At 71.1% G+C, this 20,910-nt stretch carries 21 protein-coding genes and 1 pseudogene; 11 read left to right on the plus strand and 11 right to left on the minus strand.

Features of this window, described 5'->3' with window-relative positions; all coding sequences use genetic code 11:
• Positions 1 to 12 precede the first annotated feature (12 nt).
• Both O7621_RS02480 and hisC read left to right on the plus strand, forming a co-directional pair.
• Positions 13 to 1,038 (plus strand): RDD family protein, encoded by a 1,026-nt coding sequence (locus O7621_RS02480; RefSeq protein ID WP_282232546.1) that lies wholly within the window; start codon positions 13 to 15, stop codon positions 1,036 to 1,038.
• 14 nt (positions 1,039 to 1,052) lie between these two features.
• Entirely contained in the window at positions 1,053 to 2,138 is a 1,086-nt protein-coding gene (gene hisC, locus O7621_RS02485) for a histidinol-phosphate transaminase (protein ID WP_282232547.1), read from the plus strand.
• A 19-nt stretch (positions 2,139 to 2,157) separates the two neighbouring features.
• On the opposite strand, the gene O7621_RS02490 is transcribed toward hisC, so the two are convergent.
• The 4 genes from O7621_RS02490 to O7621_RS02505 all read right to left on the minus strand — a co-directional run bounded on the left by O7621_RS02490 (position 2,158) and on the right by O7621_RS02505 (position 6,950).
• Positions 2,158 to 3,597: a PQQ-binding-like beta-propeller repeat protein gene (locus O7621_RS02490; protein ID WP_282232548.1), complete on the minus strand. Its 1,440-nt coding sequence runs from the start codon at positions 3,595 to 3,597 to the stop codon at positions 2,158 to 2,160.
• A gap of 139 nt (positions 3,598 to 3,736) precedes the next feature.
• Positions 3,737 to 4,972: an ABC transporter permease gene (locus O7621_RS02495; RefSeq protein ID WP_282232549.1), complete on the minus strand. Its 1,236-nt coding sequence runs from the start codon at positions 4,970 to 4,972 to the stop codon at positions 3,737 to 3,739.
• A 5-nt stretch (positions 4,973 to 4,977) separates the two neighbouring features.
• Positions 4,978 to 5,637, minus strand: a complete 660-nt coding sequence (locus O7621_RS02500; RefSeq protein ID WP_282234423.1) for an ABC transporter ATP-binding protein — start codon at positions 5,635 to 5,637, stop codon at positions 4,978 to 4,980.
• Between the two features lie 32 nt (positions 5,638 to 5,669).
• Positions 5,670 to 6,950 carry a hypothetical protein gene (locus tag O7621_RS02505; RefSeq protein ID WP_282232550.1) on the minus strand — a complete coding sequence of 427 codons (1,281 nt, stop codon included), beginning with the start codon at positions 6,948 to 6,950 and terminating at the stop codon, positions 5,670 to 5,672.
• Between the two features lie 99 nt (positions 6,951 to 7,049).
• On the opposite strand from O7621_RS02505, the gene O7621_RS02510 reads away from it, so the two are divergent.
• Entirely contained in the window at positions 7,050 to 7,745 is a 696-nt protein-coding gene (locus O7621_RS02510; RefSeq protein ID WP_282232551.1) for a response regulator transcription factor, read from the plus strand.
• On the plus strand, positions 7,738 to 9,615 hold the full coding sequence (locus O7621_RS02515) for a HAMP domain-containing sensor histidine kinase (protein WP_282232552.1): 1,878 nt from the start codon (positions 7,738 to 7,740) through the stop codon (positions 9,613 to 9,615). The genes O7621_RS02510 and O7621_RS02515 overlap by 8 nt, the downstream gene beginning before the upstream one ends.
• Here O7621_RS02515 and O7621_RS02520 read toward each other — a convergent pair.
• Positions 9,602 to 10,177: a hypothetical protein gene (locus O7621_RS02520; RefSeq protein WP_282232553.1), complete on the minus strand. Its 576-nt coding sequence runs from the start codon at positions 10,175 to 10,177 to the stop codon at positions 9,602 to 9,604. The two genes, O7621_RS02515 and O7621_RS02520, sit on opposite strands and share 14 nt — an antisense overlap.
• A 44-nt stretch (positions 10,178 to 10,221) precedes the next feature.
• Complete coding sequence (locus tag O7621_RS02525; RefSeq protein ID WP_282232554.1) at positions 10,222 to 11,184, minus strand: aldo/keto reductase; 963 nt, start codon at positions 11,182 to 11,184, stop codon at positions 10,222 to 10,224.
• Positions 11,185 to 11,238: 54 nt separating this feature from the next.
• On the opposite strand from O7621_RS02525, the gene O7621_RS02530 reads away from it, so the two are divergent.
• The 6 genes from O7621_RS02530 to O7621_RS02555 all read left to right on the plus strand — a co-directional run bounded on the left by O7621_RS02530 (position 11,239) and on the right by O7621_RS02555 (position 15,077).
• Positions 11,239 to 11,619 (plus strand): MerR family transcriptional regulator, encoded by a 381-nt coding sequence (locus O7621_RS02530; protein WP_282232555.1) that lies wholly within the window; start codon positions 11,239 to 11,241, stop codon positions 11,617 to 11,619.
• Between the two features lie 70 nt (positions 11,620 to 11,689).
• On the plus strand, positions 11,690 to 12,223 hold the full coding sequence (locus tag O7621_RS02535; RefSeq protein ID WP_282232556.1) for a DUF6244 family protein: 534 nt from the start codon (positions 11,690 to 11,692) through the stop codon (positions 12,221 to 12,223).
• 176 nt (positions 12,224 to 12,399) lie between these two features.
• A complete protein-coding gene (locus O7621_RS02540) occupies positions 12,400 to 13,620 on the plus strand; it encodes a hypothetical protein (protein ID WP_282232557.1) in 1,221 nt (406 codons plus the stop codon).
• Positions 13,617 to 14,312, plus strand: coding sequence for a hypothetical protein (locus O7621_RS02545; protein WP_282232558.1), 696 nt, complete (start codon positions 13,617 to 13,619; stop codon positions 14,310 to 14,312). Before O7621_RS02540 ends, O7621_RS02545 begins: the two co-directional genes overlap by 4 nt.
• Positions 14,313 to 14,375: 63 nt before the next feature.
• A complete protein-coding gene (locus O7621_RS02550; RefSeq protein WP_348775283.1) occupies positions 14,376 to 14,651 on the plus strand; it encodes a type II toxin-antitoxin system Phd/YefM family antitoxin in 276 nt (91 codons plus the stop codon).
• Positions 14,652 to 14,792: 141 nt separating this feature from the next.
• A complete protein-coding gene (locus tag O7621_RS02555; protein ID WP_282234424.1) occupies positions 14,793 to 15,077 on the plus strand; it encodes a DUF805 domain-containing protein in 285 nt (94 codons plus the stop codon).
• 101 nt (positions 15,078 to 15,178) lie between these two features.
• On the opposite strand, the gene O7621_RS02560 is transcribed toward O7621_RS02555, so the two are convergent.
• From O7621_RS02560 to O7621_RS02565, 3 genes and pseudogenes are all read right to left on the minus strand, one after another.
• Complete coding sequence (locus tag O7621_RS02560) at positions 15,179 to 15,370, minus strand: DUF397 domain-containing protein (protein WP_348775306.1); 192 nt, start codon at positions 15,368 to 15,370, stop codon at positions 15,179 to 15,181.
• Positions 15,366 to 15,476: pseudogene (locus O7621_RS29140) on the minus strand (hypothetical protein); the annotation flags it as partial. The pseudogene O7621_RS29140 and the gene O7621_RS02560, both read right to left, overlap by 5 nt.
• Entirely contained in the window at positions 15,436 to 16,308 is an 873-nt protein-coding gene (locus O7621_RS02565) for a helix-turn-helix transcriptional regulator (RefSeq protein WP_282232561.1), read from the minus strand. The pseudogene O7621_RS29140 and the gene O7621_RS02565, both read right to left, overlap by 41 nt.
• 631 nt (positions 16,309 to 16,939) lie before the next feature.
• On the opposite strand from O7621_RS02565, the gene O7621_RS02570 reads away from it, so the two are divergent.
• Entirely contained in the window at positions 16,940 to 17,386 is a 447-nt protein-coding gene (locus O7621_RS02570) for a hypothetical protein (protein WP_282232562.1), read from the plus strand.
• 48 nt (positions 17,387 to 17,434) lie between these two features.
• On the opposite strand, the gene O7621_RS02575 is transcribed toward O7621_RS02570, so the two are convergent.
• Positions 17,435 to 18,163, minus strand: a complete 729-nt coding sequence (locus tag O7621_RS02575) for an ABC transporter ATP-binding protein (protein ID WP_282232563.1) — start codon at positions 18,161 to 18,163, stop codon at positions 17,435 to 17,437.
• 4 nt (positions 18,164 to 18,167) lie between these two features.
• Positions 18,168 to 20,909 carry an FtsX-like permease family protein gene (locus O7621_RS02580; protein WP_282232564.1) on the minus strand — a complete coding sequence of 914 codons (2,742 nt, stop codon included), beginning with the start codon at positions 20,907 to 20,909 and terminating at the stop codon, positions 18,168 to 18,170.
• Position 20,910: the final 1 nt, after the last annotated feature.

A 20,910-nucleotide genomic window follows, 5' to 3' on the forward strand; every position in this document is an offset into this window, starting at 1 on the left:
AGGGTCCGCCCGGTGACGTCGATCTCGCCCGGCTGGTACAAGGACCCCGCAGATCCGACCACCCAGCGTTACTGGGATGGCGGCGGGTGGATCGGTGCGCCGTTGCCGGCCGACGCCACCCCGCCGGACGGGCCGCCGCCGGCGGAGCAACCGCCGACGGTCGGCGGGCCGACGTCACCGGCCAGCACCTCGGCGGCGGCACCGGCCGAGCCCGAGGCGGAACCGCCATGCCACCCACCGCCGCCGGCCCAGCCGATCGCACCGGGCCAACCGGCACCGCACCCCGGCTGGCCGGCACCGCCACCGGGCCACCCGACACAGGGCTACCCGCCTGCGCCGCCGGGCTACCCGGCAGCGCCGCCGCCCGGTTGGCCGGGCTACCGGTTGCCGCCGCCGGAGCCCCGGCCGCAGGGAATGGCGTTGGCGTCGTTCGGCGCGCGGCTGGCCGCCCGGCTGATCGACATCGGCGCGGTGCTGCTGCTCAACATCTTCATCAACGGCTGGTTCGTCTGGCAGTACGTGGTGGAGACCTGGCCGACGTTCAATGAGATCTGGCGGCGGTCACTGGCCGATGACCGGTCCACCGAGGGACTCCCGCAGGTCACCGAGCGTGCCTCCGGGCTGCAGATGGTGATCATCCTGCTGGCGGCGGCGATCTGGTGGGCTTACGAGGTGCCGGCGGTCGCCAACACCGGCCAGACCCTCGGCAAGCGGCTGGCCCGGCTCAAGGTGGTGCCGGTCGAGCCGGGCGGGCAGCTCGGCTTCGCCCGGTCGTTCCGGCGGTGGAACACCCTCGGCCTGCCCACTCTGTTGTGGATCTGCTGCGTCGGATTCATCCTTCAGCTGATCGACTGCGTCTACCTGCTGTTCGACCGCCCGCTGCGGCAGGCGCTGCACGACAAGTCGGCGCAGACCGTCGTGGTGCAGCTGCCGCCCGGCGTACCGGCGAACGCCGCCGGCCCCGGCGGTGGTCGGACCAGCGGTGGCCGGACCGGCGGTCCGGGCGCGGACCGCGACACCCCCGGAAGCTCCGCATGACAGGAGGCCCCCCGATGCCCCCCTCGCTCGGTCTGACCCGCGCCGACCTCGACGCGCTGCCCAGTTACGTACCGGGGCGCAGCCCGGTCGACGTGGCCCGGGAGCTCGGCCTGCCGGAGGCGATCAAGCTGGCCAGCAACGAGGTGCCGTACGGGCCACTGCCCGGCGTCGTCGAAGCGGTGACGCAGGCTGCGACGTCGACGCACCGCTACCCGGACATGGGAGTACTGGCGCTGCGGGCAGCGCTCGCCGAACGACTCGGGGTGGCCGCGGAGCGGGTGGTCACCGGCTGCGGGTCGGTGGCGCTCTGCGAGCATCTGGTACGGGCCACCTGCCTGCCCGGAGACGAGGTCGTCTACTCGTGGCGGTCGTTCGAGGCGTACCCGATCATCGCGGCGACCACGGCGGCGAGCAGCCGGCGGGTGCCGAACACCGCGACCCACGGCCACGACCTGCCGGCGATGGCCGCGGCGGTCACCGGGCAGACCCGGCTGGTGCTGGTCTGCAACCCGAACAACCCGACCGGCACCAGCGTTCGCCGGGCCGAGCTGGACCGGTTCCTCGACGCGGTGCCCGACGACGTACTGGTGGTGCTGGACGAGGCGTACCGGGAGTTCGTCACCGACGCCGAGGTACCCGACGGCCTGACCGCCTACGGCGACCGGCCGAACGTGGTGGTGCTGCGCACGTTGTCCAAGGCGTGGGGGCTGGCCGGGCTGCGGGTCGGCTACCTGGTCGCGCATCCCGAGGTGGCGGCGGCGGTGCGCAAGGTGGCCACCCCGTTCGGCACCAACGCGCTGGCGCAGGCGGCGGCGCTGGCCGCGCTCGACCAGGCCGACGAGGTACGCCGCCGGTGCGATCTGGTGATCGCCGAGCGGACCCGGGTCACCGACGCGGTACGCGAACTGGTGCCGGACGTGCCGGACAGTCAGGCAAACTTCGTCTGGCTGCCACTGGGTGAGCGGGCGGTGCCGTTCGGCGCGGCCTGCGAGTCACGCGGGGTGATCGTGCGCCCGTTCGCCGGCGACGGGGTCCGGGTGACCATCGGTACGCCGGCTGAGAACGACGCGTTCCTGGCAGCTGCCGAAGCGGCGCTCTGAGGCTGCGGGTGTCGGCGACCTAGGTGCGGGCGATGATCACCGCCTCCTGCAGCCGGTAGTAGCGGCCGTCGTCGGCGTCCGGGTCGACCGGCAGCCGTAGCCGTTCGACGGCCACGAAGCCGTCCTGTGCGTAGACGTAGCCGGGGGCCCAGTCGGTCGACAGCTCACTCAGCAGGATCAGCACGAAGCTGGACAACTCGGCACCGGTCGCCGCGTCCAGGGTGATCAACTCCCGGGTGGCGGTCAGCAGGTGCGCCCGACCCGGCTGCACCGCGAGCAACCGGTTCCCGGTGCCGCCCGGACCGGGTGCCGCCGCCGACGGAATCGGCCGCCGCCACGCCTGCTCGCCGGTCCGTACCGCCTCGGCCACCACCGCCGCATCGTCCCCGGCGGTGTCCAACCGAATCGCCATCCCGTCGACCAGCATCGCGTCGACCGGGTCGAGCGGCGGCGCCGGCACCGGCTCCGGGCCGTCGACCAGCCAGCCCCGGGACTGTCCCGCCCCGGTGGTACGCAGCGCCCCGCAGGTCGAGCGGGCGGCCGCACAGCCGATCGGCTCCACGGCCAGCCCCGGACCGGCCCCCTCCGGCTGCCAGGTCGCGGTCAACTGCCCGGTCGCGACGGCGTAGAACTCCACGGTCGGCGGTGCCGCGCAGCTGTTCACCAGGGCGAACCGGCCGCCGGTGGTGCTGAAGCCGGCGTCGCGGCAGGCGTCGCCCTGGCCGGGCAGCATGGTCCGCCACAGTTCCCGACCGGTCGCCGTGTCGAACCCGGCCAGCTGGGACTCGCCGTGCGCCACCACCACCGACCGGCCGTCGGTGCCGCTGACCGCGGTGTGCAGACCGGACGGCGCGTAGACGGTCTGCGCCCCGGTGCGCCGACCGGCGTACCCGGTGTCGGCCGGCTGTGGGCCGGCGGACCGCCAGGCCACCTTGCCGCTGCCCGCGTCGATCGCCACGAGTTCGCCGTCCGTCCAGCGGCTCACCACGGTGGTGCCGGTGGCGACGACGCCGGTCAGCTGCTCCGGCCAGCGCCGGAACGACCAGGCCGGGGTGACCTGGGTACGCATGTCGATCGGGCCGTCGGCGCGCACCTGACGGGTGGTGGCGTACACCCGGAACCGTCCGTCGACCAGGAGCGGCGCGGCGGAGAGCTCGGCCACCGGGCCGGGTTCGGCGGTCGGCGGGGACGGCTGGTAGCCGGCCGGGGTGACCACCTCGGTCGGGGCCAGCACCCGCCAGGCGACGACCGTCACGGCGGCGACGACGACCACCCCGGCCAGCACCCCGGCGGTGATCAGCTGCCAGCGTGGGCGGGACCGCCACCAGGGGCGTCGCCCGCCGGGCTGCGTCTCGTCGGAGTACGGCTGCCCGTCGGGGTTCGCCGGCCCGTCGGCGGGATGCGCCGAAGGGTCCGCTGCGTCCGCTGGGTGCTGGGTGTTGCTCGCCGGCTCGGCCATCGGGCACCTCCCCCCGCACCCTACCGAACCGGACAACCGCGTCGGGTCAGCCGCAGACGTTGGACCACCGGTCACGGACCGAGCAGGGCCAGTGGAACGACGGCGATTCCGTCCGCGCGCCGGTACGCCGCCGGACCGGTCAGGCGGTGGCCAGGGCCCGGGTCGGTGGCAGCCGGGCGGCCTGCAACGCCGGATAGCCGCCGGCGACGACACCGACCAGCAGCGCCCCACCCAGCCCGGCGAGGGTCGCCCCGGGCGGCACCACCACCGGCCAGCCGTTGGCGACCGCGTAGCCGGCGGTGGCGGCCAGGCCGAGCGCCGTACCGGCGAGGCCGCCGAGCAGCGACAACGCCACCGACTCAGTGAGGAACTGCGCCCGGATCTGACCCCGGCTCGCGCCGAGCGCCCGGCGCAACCCGATCTCCGACCGACGTTCCAGCACCGAGATCACCATCGTGTTCGCCACCCCGATCCCGCCGACCAGCAGCGCCACCCCGGCCAGCGCCAGGAACAGCGAGGCAAAGCTGCTCTCGGTGGCACGTTTGGCCGCCAGCGCGTCCGACGGCCTGGTCACCTGCACCTTGCTGGGCCGCTGCGGGTCGATCGTCGCCGGCAGCACCGCCCGCACCGCCTCGATCGCCGGCTCGTACGCCCGCAGGTAGATCACCGTCGGGTGCCCACCGAAACCCAGCTCGGACTCGGCCGCCGGCCACCCCACCAGGGCCGACCGGTCGATCTCCGGGGCCAACGGCAGCGGCTCCAGGATGCCGATCACAGTGAACCAGACGTCGCCGACGCGTACCTGCGTCGGCGAGTCCACCGGGCCCAGCTCGACCACACCCAGCCGGGTCGCGGCGACCGCGCCGAGCACCACCCTCGGCAGCCGTTCGGTGGCGGCGTCGAGGTAACGCCCGGTCCGCAGCCGCGCGTCGAGCGTCACCGGCAACCTCGCGTCGCTGGCCAGCACCGTAAGCCCGGAGCCGTCGCGTGGGTCGATCAAGTCGGAACGGCGGATCACCGTGTTGGTGTTGGCTACCGCGCTGGTCGCGGTCACCGGCCCGATCCGGGCCACCATCGCCGGGGCCTCCACCGGCAGCCGGGTGACGCCGTCCTCGTCAGGCTGGGCCGTCGCCTGCAGCAGGTTCACCCCGAGGGCGGACAGCTCGGCCAGCAACGCCCGTTCACTGGCCGCCGGGATGCCGGTGACCACGATCATCGTGGCGATACCGATCGAGATGCCCAGCGCCGACAGCGCCGCCCGCAGTCGGCGGGTCCGGATCCCGACCAGCCCGATTCGGAGCAGGTCCAGCGGGGCCAGCCGCACCGGGCGCGGCAGCTGCACCGGGGCAGCTCCGACCAGTTGGGGAGATTCCACCCGGCTCACGGCACGGCCACCGGCTGCTGGCGGACGTCGCCGACCAGCCGACCGTCGCGGATCTCCACCCGGCGCGGCAGCCGCGCCGCGACGTCCCGGTCATGGGTGATCACCGCGATGGTGGTGCCGTCGGCGTTGAGCGTGGTGAGCAGGTCGAGCACGGCACGACCGGTGGCGGTGTCCAACGCACCGGTCGGCTCGTCGGCCAGCACCAGCGCCGGCCCGTTGACCAGGGCACGGGCGATCGCGACCCGCTGGCGTTCCCCGCCGGACAGCTGCCGGGGCAGGTGACCGACCCGGTGCGCGAGACCGACCCGGGCCAGCGCCTCGGCGGCCAACGGTCGGCGGCGACGACGCGGTACGCCCGCGTACAGCAGCCCGGTGGCGACGTTCTCCGCCGCAGTCAACCCGTCGGTGAGGTGGAACTGCTGGAACACGAAGCCGAGCCAGCGCCCACGCAGCGCCGACAGCTGCCGGTCGGACAGGGTGGTCACGTCGTGCCCGCCGAGCCGGACCGTACCGCTGGTCGGACGGTCCAAAGTGCCCATGATGTTGAGCAGGGTCGACTTGCCGGAGCCGGACGGTCCGACGATGGCGACCAGCTCCCCGGCGTGGATGTCGAGGTCGACATCGGCCAGCGCGGCGACGCCGCCGGGGTAGCGCATCCCGGCCCGCACGACCGACAGCACCGGTGCGCTCACGACGTGGTCACCACCGTCATGCCCGCGTCGAGACCGGCCCCGGTGACCTCGACCATTCCCCTGGTGAACAGCCCGATCTCGACGGCGACCAGAGCACCGTCGGTCAGCTGCACCGCGTACCCGCCCTCGGCGAGCGCGAGCAGCGCACCGACCGGCACCGCGAGGACCTGCTCCCGCAGCTCGGTACGGAACTGCACCCGGACCGGCGCGGACTCCAACCCGCCGAGCACCGCCGGGTCGTCGGGCACGACGGTGACGTCCACCGTCGGACCCTGCCCCGGCGGACCTTCTGACTCCTCGGCGACGGTGCCGACCGCGGTCACCGTGCCGGGGGCGGTCGCGCCGTCGGGCAGAGTGATCGTCACCGACACGTCGGGCGCCATCCCGGTCGCCTCGCCGGCTTCCACCCGTACCGTGATGACCTTGTCGGTGGGGGTGACCGACATGATGTCCGTCGCGGCACTGTCGCCGGGCAGCGCGGCGACCGAGCCGACCCGGACCTTGCCCCGCAGTACGGCGACCTCCCCGGCCCGGACGACCCCGGTGGCCGGCGCGTCGCGGTCCCGCTGCCAGCGTTCGATGGCCGAGATCAGCTCCGGGGTGAGAACGGCGTCGCCGGACCGGACGGTGACCGTACCGCCGGTCGGGGTCGGTGCCACCTCCCGCTCCGACGACTCCGCCGCGTCGCTCTCCACTGTCGACCCAGCCGCGTCGCTCTCCCCCGTCGGCCCCGCCGCGTCGTCGGGGTCCGGCGCCGGTGCCGCCGCCGGCACCGCGACGGCGGCGCCGACCGGCGGCTGCCAACCGATCCGGTAGCCCAACGCCTTCAGGTTGTCGGCGACCACCCGCACGTCGCGGCCGACCAGGTTCGGCCGGTCGAGGGTCCGGAACAGCGGCGTACCGCCGTAGAACAGCAGTACCGGCTGATCATCCACACGGTAGAGTTGCTCGCCACGCTCGATGACGGATCCCTGCTCCGGCAACCAGGTCAGCACCCCGTCGCCGGAGCCCCGCACCGGTCGGGCGGCACCGTAGCCGAGGGTGCCGACCAGCTCCCGGGCGTCGGAGATGTCCATTCGCACGACCTCGGTGGTCGCCACCCAGAGCGGATCCGCCGTCGCGGCGTCCGCCTCGGCCGTCGCGCCCCGGCCCGGCCAGCCCCAGCCGGCTACGGTTCCGGTCAACACCAGCCCGGCCACCACGACCGCGGCCGGCAGGCCGTACGCCAGCGGCCGACGCCACCGACGACCGGCGAACGTTCGCAGGAAGAACACCATGCCGGCCAGCGTCGCCGGCAATTGTGAGGAACCTGTCAGGCCGGTACGGTGCGATTTCCCACCGCCGCGCCGACGCTGACACGCAGTATGGTTCGCCCCGTGGTTGCCCATGTGCTGATCGCCGAGGACGACCGGCGGCAGGCCGAGGTGCTGCGCCGCTACGTCGAGTCCGACGGACACCGGACCACAGTGGTCCACGACGGGCGCGACGCGCTCGACCAGGCCCGCCGGCACCGGCCGCAGCTGCTGGTGCTCGACGTGATGATGCCCGGCCTGGACGGGCTGAACGTGTGCCGGATCCTGCGCCGCGAATCGGACCTGCTGGTGCTGATGCTCACCGCCCGCGCCGACGAGGACGACCTGCTGCGCGGGCTCGATCTGGGTGCGGACGACTACCTGACGAAGCCGTACTCGCCGCGGGAGCTGATGGCCCGGGTCCGGACGCTGCTGCGCCGGGTCGACCGGGTGCCGCGCACCATCGACGGGATACGACGGGTCGGTGCACTCGCCGTCGACCCGGTCCGCCGGGAGGTCACCGTCGACGGACGACCGGTCAACTGCACGCCGGGCGAGTTCGCGATCCTCGCCGCCATGGTCGAGCAGCCGGAACGCGCCTTCACCCGGGCCCAGCTGCTGGAGCACACCCGGGGCGTGGACCGGGACTCGACCGAGCGGGCCATCGACACCCACCTGGTCAACCTGCGCCGCAAGATCGAACCGGACGTACGCCGGCCGGCGTACCTGGTGACGGTGTACGGCGTCGGCTACAAGCTGCGCGACCCCGCCGGTGGGTGAGCCGGCCACCGGCGGTCCGGCCCCAGGCCCGGCCCCGGCCCCAGGCCCGGCCACGGCCGCGCGGGTACCGCTGCGGCACAGCCTGATGCTGCGGCTGCTCGGCGCGTCGGTGCTGGTGACGGTCTGCGCGGTCGTCGCCACCGCCTGGCTGACCGTGGCGTCGACCACCCGGGCGATCGAGCAGGAGCAGGGTCGGTCCCTCGCCGACGACGTCAGCGTCTACGACGAGATGATCACGTACGCGATCGACCACCGCGACTGGTCTGCGGTCACGCCGGTCGTCGACGACCTCGCATCGCGTACCGGCCGGCGGATCGTGCTGCTCGACCCGGTGACCCGCGACCCGGTCGCGGAGTCGGCACCCGGGCCGGCGCTGCGCGACGCCCGCCCGTCGGCGATCGTCGACCCGCTCGACCTCGACCCGGCGCTCACCGCCAGCCGTCACGGGTCCAGCATCGACAGCCGGGTCGTCGGGCCGTACCGGCTGAGCGACGACGAACGCGCCGGCATCCACAAGGCGGCCGAGGACCACCGGAGCTGCCTGGTCGACGGGGCGGGGCTCGCCGCCGAAGTCGTCGAGCTGCCGGGCGGCCGGGCGACGGTGACGATCCTCGACGCCGGTATCGACCGTGGCCGGCCGCTGGCCTGCCCGGAACCGGCGCTGCTGCGCGAGCCGGCCCGCAGCGAGGTCGCACCCCTGGCCGAGCTGCTCGACCTCACCGAGGCATGTCTCGGGCCCGAGGCGGCCAACATCGACCTGACCGTCACTCCGACGCTGGACGTCCGGGTCCTGCGGGCCTCCCCAGGTGCGCCGTCCGAGGCCGACGCCCGCGCCTGCGCCGAGACAGGCCTCCGCAGCCAGCTCCGGGCGTACGTCGCACCGCCGGTGCTGCTGTACGTCACCGACGCGACGGCCACCGACGCCGGGTCGCCGACCGTCAACCTGTCCACCGGGAATCTGCTGCGGATCGCCGGTGTCGCCGGACTGGTCCTGCTGCTCACCGTGGCGGTCACCGTCGGAGTCGGAATGCGGCTGGTCCGGCCGTTGCGGGCACTGGCCGCAGCGGCCCGTGCGCCGGTGGACAGGCAACGCCCGGTGCCGGTCACCACCCGGGACGAGATCGGCAGTCTCGCCACCGCCTTCAACGACCTGGCACGCCGGCGGGACCAGCTGGAGCGGCAACGCCGGGCGATGGTCAGCGACGTAGCCCACGAGCTGCGGTCGCCGCTGACCAACATCCGGGCCTGGCTGGAGGCCGCCCAGGACGGGCTGGCACCGGCCGACACCCACACCCTCGAACTGCTCACCGAGGAGGCGACCCTGTTGCAGCATGTCATCGACGACCTGCGGGACCTGGCCGCAGCTGACGACGGCACCTTCGCGGTGCATCCGGAGCCGACCTTCGTCGGCGACGTACTCAGCCAGGTCGTCGAGGCCAACCGCGGGGCCGCTGCCACCGCCGGGGTCACCCTGACCGGGGCGGTGCACGGCGATCCGGAGGTCGTCCTCGACGCGGTACGGCTGCGGCAGCTCGTCGGCAACCTGGTGGGCAACGCCGTGCGGCACACCCCGGCCGGGGGTTCGGTCACCGTCGACTGCGCCGTACGCGACGACTGGCTGACCATCGAGGTTGTCGACACCGGGATCGGGATCGCCGCCACCGACCTGCCGAAGTTGTTCGACCGGTTCTGGCGGGCCGACGCCTCGCGCAGCCGGCGCACCGGCGGCAGTGGGCTGGGTCTGCCGATCGCCCGGCAGCTGGCCCGCGCACACGGCGGTGACATCACCGTGGCCAGCGAGCCGGGCCGGGGCACGCACGTCACCGTACGCCTCCCAGCCCGGCGCTGCGACCCGGTCAGCCCCCGCTGAACGCCTCCGCTTCGCACTCCTCGACCTCGGTGCCGGCCGGCAGTCCATCGGCGAGTGACAGGAAGTCTCCGTCGACGAACGCGTCAACACCCCGGTCCTGCAGACATTCCGCCCAGGCCAGCAGCTTGTCCGGATACTCGGGGTCGAGGCGCAGGGAACGCTGCCACAGCCGTTCGGGTTCCAGCGGTGCGCAGTCCTCGGCGACCTGCCGCACCTGCGGAGTGTCCGCTTTCATCTTCCGGTCCATCTCCGACACCCCGTTGTCCTCGAAGCACTGCAGCCAGAGGTTCATCAGCCGCTCCTGTTCCTCAGCGGACGTGTCCGGGCGGATCAACGGACGCTCGACCTGCGGCGATGGCGAGACGTCCGGCCCAGCACTGCCCACGATCGAGGCGACACCACTGTCGCCGGTGTCACCAGCCGACCCTCGGGCACCGGCAGCGCTCGTGGTCCCGTCACCGCCGCCGCACCCGGCCGACAGCCCGATCGCCGTCACAGCGAGCGCGGCCAGCAACGGTTCGGCCAGCCGGTTCGCCGGACGCATCTGTCGATATCTGCTCATGCAAGCCAGAATTCCGGCCAACCGTCAGGAACCTGTCAGCATTGTCAGCCGGCGACGGCCAGGCGGGCGAGGTGCTCGTCGGTGAGGGCAAGAGTGACGCCGTCGAGCGCCGCTTCCAACTGGTACAGCTTGCTGCCGCCGAGGATCGGGCGGATGCCCTGCGCCACCAGCCAGGCCAGCACCACCTGGCCGCGGGTCGCGCCGCTGTCCCGGGCGACGTCGTCGAGCGCCGCGAGCCGCCGAGTACTGCCGGGATGGTCGTACACCGGCGGGATCGGCTTGGCCGGGTCGTCGTAGGCACCGGTCAGCAGCGGCGTGTACGCCCACACCTCCATCCGGTACGCCTGCGCGATGTCCCGCTGCTCGTCGCTGAGCAGGCCGAACGGATGCTCCACCCCCTCGGGCAGCGTGCCGGGGCGGGCCCGTAGGTAGGTGGCGTTGAGTTGCAGGGCGTCGATCGGCCGGGTGCCGGTGGCGGCGGCGTGGGCGCGGGCCCGCTCGATGCGCCAGGCCGGGTGGTTGGACGCGCCGACCCGACGTACGGCACCGGACGCGACCAGCCCGGCGACCGTGTCGACGGTCTCCTCGATCGGGGTGGCCCGGTCCTCCTGGTGCAGCCAGAGCAGGTCGACGCTGTCCACGCCCAGCCGGTCCAGGCTGCCGGCGAAGGCGTCGGCGACGGCGCGGCGGCTCAGCCCGGCCCGCACCCGCGGCCACGATCCGGCCCACAGCGGCTCGGCACCGACCTTGGTCGCGATGCGCACCCGCTGCCGTACGCCGGGGCGGGCGGCGAGCCACCGCCCGATGACCCGTTCGCTGTCGCCGCCCCGGCCGTCCTGACTTGCCCAGAATGCGTAACAGTCGGCGGTGTCGATCCACTCGCCGCCCCGCTCGACGAACCGGTCGAGCAGGGCGAAGGAGGTCTCCTCGTCGATCCGGGTGCCGAACATCATCGCGCCCAGGACCAGCGGCGAGGTCGGTGCCGGCGTGCTGTTTTCGTACGTCATGGGTCCACCCTGCGACCTGGAGCGCGCTCCAGGTCAAGCGGTACTGTCGGCGGCATGACGGCCTACTCACCCGCCGAGGCGGCGGCCCGGTCCGGCTTCTCGATCGACACGCTGCGCTACTACGAACGGGAGGGCATCCTGTCGCCGGTCGCCCGCAACGCCAGCGGGCGCCGCGTCTACAGCGACGACGACCTGGGCATGCTCGACTTCCTGCGCTGCCTGCGGGACACCGGGATGCCGATCGAACGGCTACGCCGCTACGGCGAGTTGTGCCGTGACCCGCAGACCATCCCGGAGCGGATCGCGCTGCTGCGCGAGCACGCGGACGCGGTCGAGCAGCAGATCGAACAGCTGCACCGCTGGCGGGCCCGCCTCGGTGAGAAGCTCGCCTGGTACCACGGCCAGGCAGCGGACACGACCGCAGCCGAGGGCTAGTCTGCCGGCTTTTCCGCCGACCACCCCGCACCATGGGAACAGCAGGTCAAACGGGGTGAGGAGAGCGGTCGTGGCAGCACCGGTGGACAACGTCGGCCAGGATCTGCAGGCGATGCGGGCGGGCGCCGAACGGGCCCGGACTGCCGCAGCGGCGGCCCAGCACGAAGCCGAGCGGGTCGCCGGTCAGGCGGCGGCCGGCGGCTTCAGCGGCATCGTGGCCGGCATGATCCAGGTACGCAACACGCTGAAGGAGTTGCAGGCCGGGCTGACCGGGGTCACCGGCACGCTCGACGAGGTGGCGGCCACGGTGGTGCCGGTGCCGAGGGAGCCGTCACCGGCGGAGGTGCTGGCCACGCTGGGTCGGGCCGGCGACAAGCTGCGCGCCGTCCGCGACGGCATCGGCGCGGCCGCCGCGAAGGCCGACGAGGCGGCAGGGCTGGTGGCGCGGGTGCTGCAGGGCGGCGACCCGGCCCAGCTGCTCGGTGCGCTCGGCACTGTCAAGGAGACCTTGGCGGCGGTACGGCAGCGGGCCGGCGTCGTCGACGAGTCGCTGACCGCTGCCGCCGCCACCGCCCGCCAGGTCGGCGCGAACCCGGGCAGCTGACCGTCCGCCGCCGTCGATGTTCGGCCGCCGTTGACGTTCGACCGCCGCCATCCGGCCGTTCCGCTGCAGACAGTTCGCAGGAAATGGTGTGATTTGTGTGGGTCGGCGGCCTTCGTTCCGTAGCCGGCTCAGTAGGCAGCAGGCGATGTGTCGGATGGTCCTCACGAGGAGAGGCGATGCGTTTCAACCCGCTCGAAGAAGCCGGTATCCCGCTGGAGAAACAGCTACGAAGCTGGTCCGAACTCAACGTCGAGCCGTACGAGCCGCACGGGGTCGATCCGTACACCCGGTGCCGGGTGATCGTGATGAACGGGATCGAGGTGGAGGCGATCACGTTCAGCCACCAGATGAACCGGCACGTCGACGACATCGACCTCCGGCAGAAGCTCGCCTACCTGCGCTACATCGAGCAACAGCAGCAAAAGTCGATCAACTGGCTGATCCCCGGCCAGGAGTCGGTGCTGGAGGTCGTACTCGGGTACGAGCAGGTGGCGACCGACATCACCGCCTGGGTCGCCCGCAACGAGCCCGACCCGTACCTGCGGCAGAACTACAAGTTCGGCCTGCTGGAGGACTTCGACCACCTCTACCGCTACTCCAACCTGTACGAGCTGACCCAGGGCAAGAAGGCGCAGGCGATCGTCGACTACCTGACCGAGGTCATGCCGGGGCGGCCGACGTCGCACCACCACCGCCACCCCGAGGACAACATCCGCAAGCACTACGACAAGCACACCGTCGATCCGCTGTCACGGATGCACGCCATCACCATCACGGCCGCCGAGCAGCAGACGATGAACTACTACATGAACGTGGGGCCGGAGTTCGTCGAGCCGATCGCCCGGGGTCTCTACCTGGAGATCGCGATGGTGGAAGAGGAACACGTCACGCAGTACGAGTCGATGCTCGACCCGGCGGAGAGCTGGCTGGAGCAGCTCGTCCACCACGAGTACAACGAGTGCTACATGTACTGGTCGTTCGCCCAGGACGAGGATGACCGCCGGATCAAGCAGGTCTGGGAGCTGAACCTGGCGATGGAGATCGAGCAGCTCAAGGCGGCGGCCGACCTGCTGCGCCGGTACGACGGCCGGGAGCCGGAGCAGATCCTCCCCGCCGAGATGCCCCAGCCAACGAAGTTCCAGCCGAACAAGGACTTCATCCGCGAGGTGATCGCCGAACAGGTGGACATCACCACGTTCGGCACCGGTTTCGTCGCTGAGTGGCCGGAGCGCTACATCAAGCACATGGCGACGGTCAACGCCGGGGGCGCCCCGAGCGAGCAGGTCATCGACGAGAACGCGCAGCGCAACGGCCGGGAGTACCGCAATATCACCGACGGCCCGTACCCGGCCGAGCAGTACGCCCGCGAGAAGGTTCGAGAGGAGGTCGTGCGATGACGCGCAGTGCCGTACGCACCGAGACCGGCGCGATGATCAAGCCGGGCCCGATGGTGACGGTCACGCCGGAGCGGGCGGTGGACGACGAGCAGTTCGCCGCCTTCGCCGCCGGCAGCGGCCTGAACGGCCCGTTCCTGGCCGACCAGCTCTCCGCATGGACGACCCACGACCTGATGGGGGCCTGCCTGTTCGGCATGCTGGCCCGGCGCACCCCCAACCCGATCCTGGCGGGACTGTACGGCCGGCTCAGGACGTCGGCCGCCGAACGGGTGCAGACCTGGGAGGCGCTGAGCGGCGAGCTGGGCGGCATGCCCAAGTACGTCAGCCCGACCGCCCGGATGACCGGCGGCATGGACGAGAAGATCATCTCGTCGTTCCTGCTGAACGGCTCCGGTGACGAGCTGACCTTCGAGACGGCCGGGCTCAACGCCGCGTTCGCCACCCTGTCACTCGACGTACTCAACGCGCAGTCGCTGACGAACTGCGCCGAGAAGGCCGGCGACGGCCAGGTCAAGCAGGTGATGCAGGCGGCGGCCACCCGGCTCAGCGGGTCGGCGCAGGAGGGCCTGTCCGAAGTCGAAAAGGCGTTGAGCGCCAGCATGCTCCTGCAGCTCAGCAGCGGTACGGCACAGAAGGTGATGCATGGCATGGACAAAGCCGCCGGGAAGATCAAAAACGCGCTGCGCTCGTAGTACGGACCCGTGGCGGGTTGTAGCTGATAGTCAAAACTCTGACCGGCCACCAGAATGGCTGCCGTGGAGACCATCTCGATCACTGAGGCCAAGGCTCGTATCGCTGAACTCGCCGATCGGGTCTCCCGGCAGCACGACCGCTACACGATCACCCACAACGGCCACGCGGACGTCATGCTGATCTCGGTGGCCGAGTACGAGTCGATGCGGGAAACGCTGGAACTGCTCTCCGACGCCGAAGCCCTCGCGGATCTCTGCCGGTCCAGGCAGGACTTCGCCTCGGGCGACACGTTCTCGATGGCCGAGGTCCTCGGCGAACTGGAGCGCCGTAGTTCGTAGGAACCCGGATCTCGAGTGCGTCGTGCGCTCAGGCAAGCAAGATCCACTTGTGACAGCCTCCTACCCTGAGTGTCACGGATCGCTCCGCTTGAGACGCTGGAGGCGTCATGTCGTTGACCGACGCAGTTCGTTCTCGTCGGCATCGTGACCTCGATCCTCGACACCGCGCTGGGCACCAACTTCGAGGACTCCACGAACGGCGTCATCGGCCTGCTCGTCAGCCTGGCGCTGTTGCTGCCGTCGTTGGCGGTCGCCGTACGCCGGCTGCACGACACCGACCGGTCCGGCTGGTGGATCCTGATCGGGCTGATCCCGATCATCGGCTGGATCGTCCTGCTGGTGTTCTACGTGCAGAACGGCACGCCCGGCTCGAACCGTTTCGGCCCCGACCCCAAGGACGTCGCCGGGTTCGGCTCAGCCGTCTGACGCCTGCGACAGCGTCAACGATGTGAGGCTGAGATACCTATCCCGTTTGCCGATAGGTATCTCAGCCTCACATCGTGATGGCCGTCGCCGGTAGCGAGCGGTCAGGCGCTGAAGGTACTGGTCCTGGTGGCGGTGATGAAGGCGGACCAGCTCGTCGGGGAGATCACCAGCACCGGCCCGGCCGGGTCCTTGGAATCCCGCACGCCGACCACCCCGCCCAACTCGTCGGCCACCTCGACGCAGTCGCCCTGGCCGTTGGAACGGCTGCTCTTACGCCAGGTGGCGTCGGCCACCTCGACACAGTGGCCCTGATCATTGGAGCGGCTGCTCTTACGCCAGGTGGCGGTGGACAGGTCGATCATGACTCGTACTCCTTTGCGGTCCGGGCGAGGAGGTCACGTGTCGCGGCCTGACCGAGCGCGGCGGCCGTCAAGTCATCGAAGGCCATCGTATAGCGCTCGGCCTCGTCCGGGCGGTCCAGGAAGAGGGCACCGGTGATGCCCTCGACGTAGACGGTGGTTGGCTCCAGCTCAGCGGGAAAGTCCAGCATCACGAAGCTGCCGGTCAAGGATCCACCGTGGATGCCGGTGCTGAACGGGATCAGACGGATCGACACGTTCGGCAGCTCACTCGCCTCGGCCAGGCGACGCAGCTGGGCTGCCATGATCGCCCCGGAGCCAACCGGGCGACGAATCACGGCCTCGTCCATCATGATGTCGAACCGGGGCAGGATCGGCTCCATCCGGGTGAGCAACTGCGCCCGCTGCAACCGGACCGCCACCCGCTGCTCGATGACCTCCGGCGACAGGCGCAGCGGGCTGCGGGCAAAGACCGCGGTCGCGTACTCCCGGGTCTGCAGTGTCCCCGAGACCAGGCTGGTGTGGTACTCGCGGAGGTGGGAGGCGGCCTCCTCCAAACCGATGAACAGCTCGAACCAGGACGGGATGCTGGCATAGTCGTGCCACCAGCCCTTCTCCTTGGTCTTCGGGGCCAGCGCGGCCAACGCCTCGACGGTCTTCAGGTCCGCGCCGTACAGCTCACAGAGCAGCACCACGTCCTCGGCGCGGATCGGCACCTCACCGCGCTCCATCCGCAGCAGCTTGGTCGCCGACCAGTCCAGCTCCCGGGCCGCCGTGGTCTGCGGGACCCGGGCCAGCCGCTCACGCAGCCGACGCAGCTCCCGACCAAGCTGACGTCGCGGGACCGACGAGTTCAACAGGGCCGAGGACATTGGTGCCACCTCCAGGAATTGATCACCTGCGGATTGATCATGCGCGTCTGGCAGGTCAACTCTCGGTCGACCGAGGTCTATTCGACTGACTGGCCATATCTCTACCACATGGCTCCGACACTGTTGCGTTGGCGCAGATTGACCGACAGACTCTTCTTCGTTCGGGAACGGGATCGAAGCGCCGCAAATCGGCGCTGACCTTTCGTCGACGAATACGGCATGACCGATCGGTGGGCCGGCAAACCATCCGAACGGTCAGCGCCGTTCTCCCCAATCAGGCGTGGCGGCCGGCACGGCACCCCCGAGCCGTCCGGCCGCCACGCCGCCGGAGAAACACCAGCTCACCACGCTTACGCGAGAGGGTGAAGCGATGTCGTCGATCGGCTTCGGGATCGCCATGACGAGCTCCGCCATGATCGGATTTCTCGCCGGTCTGCTGAGCTTCAAGGTGAAGAGTCGCTGGTGTCCGGACTGCGGAGCGATGACCTACCCGCAGCCGCCACCTCCGCCGACGTAAACCCCAACGCCGCAGCACCGCCGACCTGCGTGCAATTTCCACGGCAGCCAGTGATCGCAGTAGTTTAATCCCCAGACGGCTTTCTCGGACGGCAATACTGACGCGAGGAGAATCATGGCGTACCGCAATGACAAGCCCGACCGGTTCACCCGCCGGCCGCAGCCGTCGGAACAGATCAATCGACGGCCCACAGCGGGCCGCCCGCCGCTGCCGAGCCGGGTGCCCGGCGAGACCGACATCGATACCGACCCGCGCTTCAACCTGGTCGGGGCGCGCGGTGTCGCCCCGGCACCCCGCGACGGCGGGCACGACCGGATCGACAGCGAGCCGGACCAGGTCGACGACGGGCCGCCGCCGGACGGCGACCTGGCGCTGGTCGCCAAGATCGCCAAGCGGATGGCCGAGCGGCACATGCCGGACCGGACCGGCGGCTGCCGGCACTGCGGAGGCACGTACTGCGAACTGTTCCTGGAGGCGCTCGCGGTGCTGGACCGGCGCGACCCGGCCGCCGCCCGACGGATCCGCGCCGTCCTGCAGTACGCCGGCCTCACCCCACCCTGACCCGCGCCCATCCTGGCCGACGCCCGGCGTACGCCCGCCGGTGCTGGCTCACGCCCCGGTGTCCTCGGTGATCCGCCCGTCGCGGACCTGGACGACGCGGCCACAGCGTGCGGCGAGACCGGGGTCGTGGGTCGCGATCATCAGCGAGGTGCCGAGCCGGTCCCGCAGGCCGAAGAGCAGGTCGATGATCTCGTTTCCGGTCTGGCTGTCCAGGTTGCCGGTGGGTTCGTCGGCCAGCACCAGCATCGGATCGTTGACCAGTGCGCGGGCGATCGCGACGCGCTGCTGCTGCCCGCCGGACAACTTCGACGGCAACGAGTCCTCCCGGCCGGTGAGCCCGACCGCGCCGAGGAGCTGCTTCGCCCTGGCCCGCTTGTCGAAACCGACCCTGTACGGCAGCAGCGGCGCGATGACGTTGTCCGCGGCGGTCAGGGTGGGCAGGAGATGGAACCGCTGAAAAACGAATCCGATGCGCCGCCGGTGCTCCGCCAGCCGGCGTCCCTTGACCCCGGTGACGGACTCACCGGCGACCTCGATCGTGCCGGAGTCGGGCGTGTCCAGCGCCCCGATCAGGTGCAGCAGCGTCGACTTGCCCGACCCGGACGGCCCCATCACGGCGACGATCTCCCCGCCGTCCATCTCGAAGTCGATGTCGCGGCAGGCGTGGATCGGCTCGCTCGCCTCCGTACGGTAGCTCTTCGACAGGCCGGTCACCCGGACCATCGGCTGGCTCTTCCCAGGGCTCGAGCTGCCCGGTTCAACGACGGGTGAAGCCATCGGTCTACTCCTCCACCAGCAGGCGGGTCACCGGGTGGCGCCGCAGCGACTGGATCGGTGGGACGGTCGCGACGGCCGCCGCGAGCACGCCGACACCCGCCACGATGGCGGCCACCGGCAGCAGCCGGGCCAGACTGGCCTCCGGCGCGCCACCGGCCAGCAGCACCGCGAGACCGAGCCCGAGGACAGCTCCCGGGACGGCTCCGAGCAGGCCCAGCAGCACGCCCTCGGTGAGAACCAGGCGGGCTGTCGAAACGTGTGTCCAACCGGTCGCCTGCAGCGCGGCGAACTCGGCGGCCCTCTCCCGTACGTTCAGGAACACCACGTCGGCGATCGCGACCGTCGCCAGGACCAGCATCGCCACCACGGCGGCCAGGTCCGGCCCACGCACCTGGACGGCGATCGCGTCACCGAGCAGGCTGCCGACCAGGACACCCTGGAACGCCCAGGTGATGGCGACCAGCAGCGTCAGCGCGGTCACCGCGACGGCCAACGCGGCGCAGCCCAACGCCGTACGGCCCGGTGCCCGACGGAGGTTGACCACCGCGAGGCCGGTGAGTCCGAGGAACAGCCGGGCGCGACGGCCAGCGACCACGGGTGGCCGGACCGCTGCCATGGGATCGGCCCGCGACGCCTGCACCGCCGGGATCAGGCCGGCGGCAAGGGACACCAGGATCGCCGCCGGGACGGCGAGTACCGCCCGGGACCACGACACGTCGGCACCGACCGGAACGGCGACCAGCCACGCCGCCACTGCACCGAGGGCACCGGCGACCAGCCCGATGAGCAGCAGCTCGCCCAGGATCACGGCGAACAACGACCGGCGCGGCCAACCCAGGCAGGCGAGTACGCCGAGTTCGGTACGCCGGGCGCGCACCGCTGCGGCGGACGAGTTGCCGATGAACAGCGCACAGACCACGAGGACCAGGACGAACAGGATCAGCGACTTGCGCTCCACCGCTTCGCTGATCACCACCCCGACGCCCTTCTTCGACCACCATTCGGTGAGTGACAGGTCGGGTCGGCCGAACTCGCCGGCCGGTAGCGCCACGGTCCGCTTGGTCGGCGACGAGCCGACGGTGATGTCGACGTGCAGGCCGGTCTCCTGCGCGATCCGCTCCGCTACGACCCGCACCCGTTCCCGGGACACCTCGTCGATTCCGGTCACGCCGGCGACCCGCACCCGGACCGCCGCCACCGGCCCCGGCCCGGAAGACCGGTCGAAGCTCCCGTAAAAGGACTCGGCCGAATCCAGGGTGGTCAGCAGCAGCGGCGGCTGCTGCAGATAGCCGGCCGGGTTGCTGGACGGCAGCAGTGGCGCTCCGCCCAGCAGCCGCTGCGAGGTCTCGTCCGCGCCTTCCAGACCGGGCGACTGGTAGGCGCCCAGTGGCACCTCGGACAGGGCCGAGAAGGTGTCGATCAGCTCCGGATCGAACCGGCCGGTCAACGTGAACTTGGGATGGGTCACCTGTCGACCTATGGCCAGCCCGTGCAGTTGCAGCTCACGAAAACTCCGGTCGTCGGCCGCGATCGGCGCGGTACCGATTCGACCGCCGAACAACCCCTGCCACACCTCGCTGGCGACCTCCTGGTCCCGGGGGATCAGCGCGCCGTCGGTCCCGGTGTCCCACTCGACCGGTCCAGCTGTCCAGTAGGCTCCCACCGTGTTGCCGAACGTATGTCCGAGGTCGCGAAGCAGGAACGCGTCAGCAGCACCGCCGTCGACCTCAATCGATTTGACCGGGACCCCGGAGGCGCTGGCGGCGAAACTGTCGGCAGCGGTGATGCTCTCCCTCGTCCCGATGAACTGTTCCGCGACATCGCGTGGCAGTTTCTCGACTTCCACGATCGCCTGCTGATCGACATAGCTGTCGCTGGCCGCGATCACCGGGATCGTTCGGGTCCAACCATCGCCCTCCCCGGCCACCGCAGCCCGGCTGTCGGGCAGATAACTCCCGGAGACCATCGCGTCGTCCAGACCGATCAGCTCTGCCTCGGCCGCTGGGTCGATGGCAGCCAGGACGTACGGAATGCGCCAGTCAAGCAGGAACGCCTGGTCGGCGTACTCACGGCTGTCCTCGTTCAGGGAGTAACACTGCACACTTTCGGTGAACGACGATTCCTCCGACGATCCGGCCTGGATGTCGATCGCCTTGCCGCAGATGTTGACCCGCGCGCCGGACGGAAGGATCTCGTCCAGAAAGCTGCCGAACGGGTTCTCGTCGGTGACCCTGACGATGTCCCGGTGCGCAACCGGGTTCGGAGTGAAGTAGATGTAAGCTTCATCCGGCCCGATCGTGCTCAAGCCACGGTCCATGCGCCAGTCGACGGTGAGCCGGAAGGCCGATCGTTCTCCTTCGGGCACGACATCGGACAGGTCCACCGGGACACGAAGCTCCGGGACGGCCATACCGATGAGGGCGATCGGTGCCGCAACCTCCACGCCGGACAGGCTGCGGATCGTGTCGACCTGTTCCAGGCTGATGCCGCCGGGTGCCTCGGTGAGGAAGTTGGGGCGAACGACCCCGGTCGCCGTCTCCTGGTCGGAAATCGATTCCGCCGGACGGACGAGGATGTCGTACGCGGTGCGGGCGTTCGCCTCCACCGTGCCGATGACGTCGAGTCGTGCCGTCTCGGCCGTGCCGGTGAGCACCGTGAAACTGGTGACCGCGACGAGAAGCCCGACCAGCAGCGCGACCGACCGGGTCCATCGACGGATGATTTGCGACCAGACGATCCGCAACACC

Source organism: Solwaraspora sp. WMMD937, from assembly GCF_029581175.1.
In the GTDB taxonomy this organism is placed as follows: Bacteria; Actinomycetota; Actinomycetes; order Mycobacteriales; family Micromonosporaceae; genus Micromonospora_E.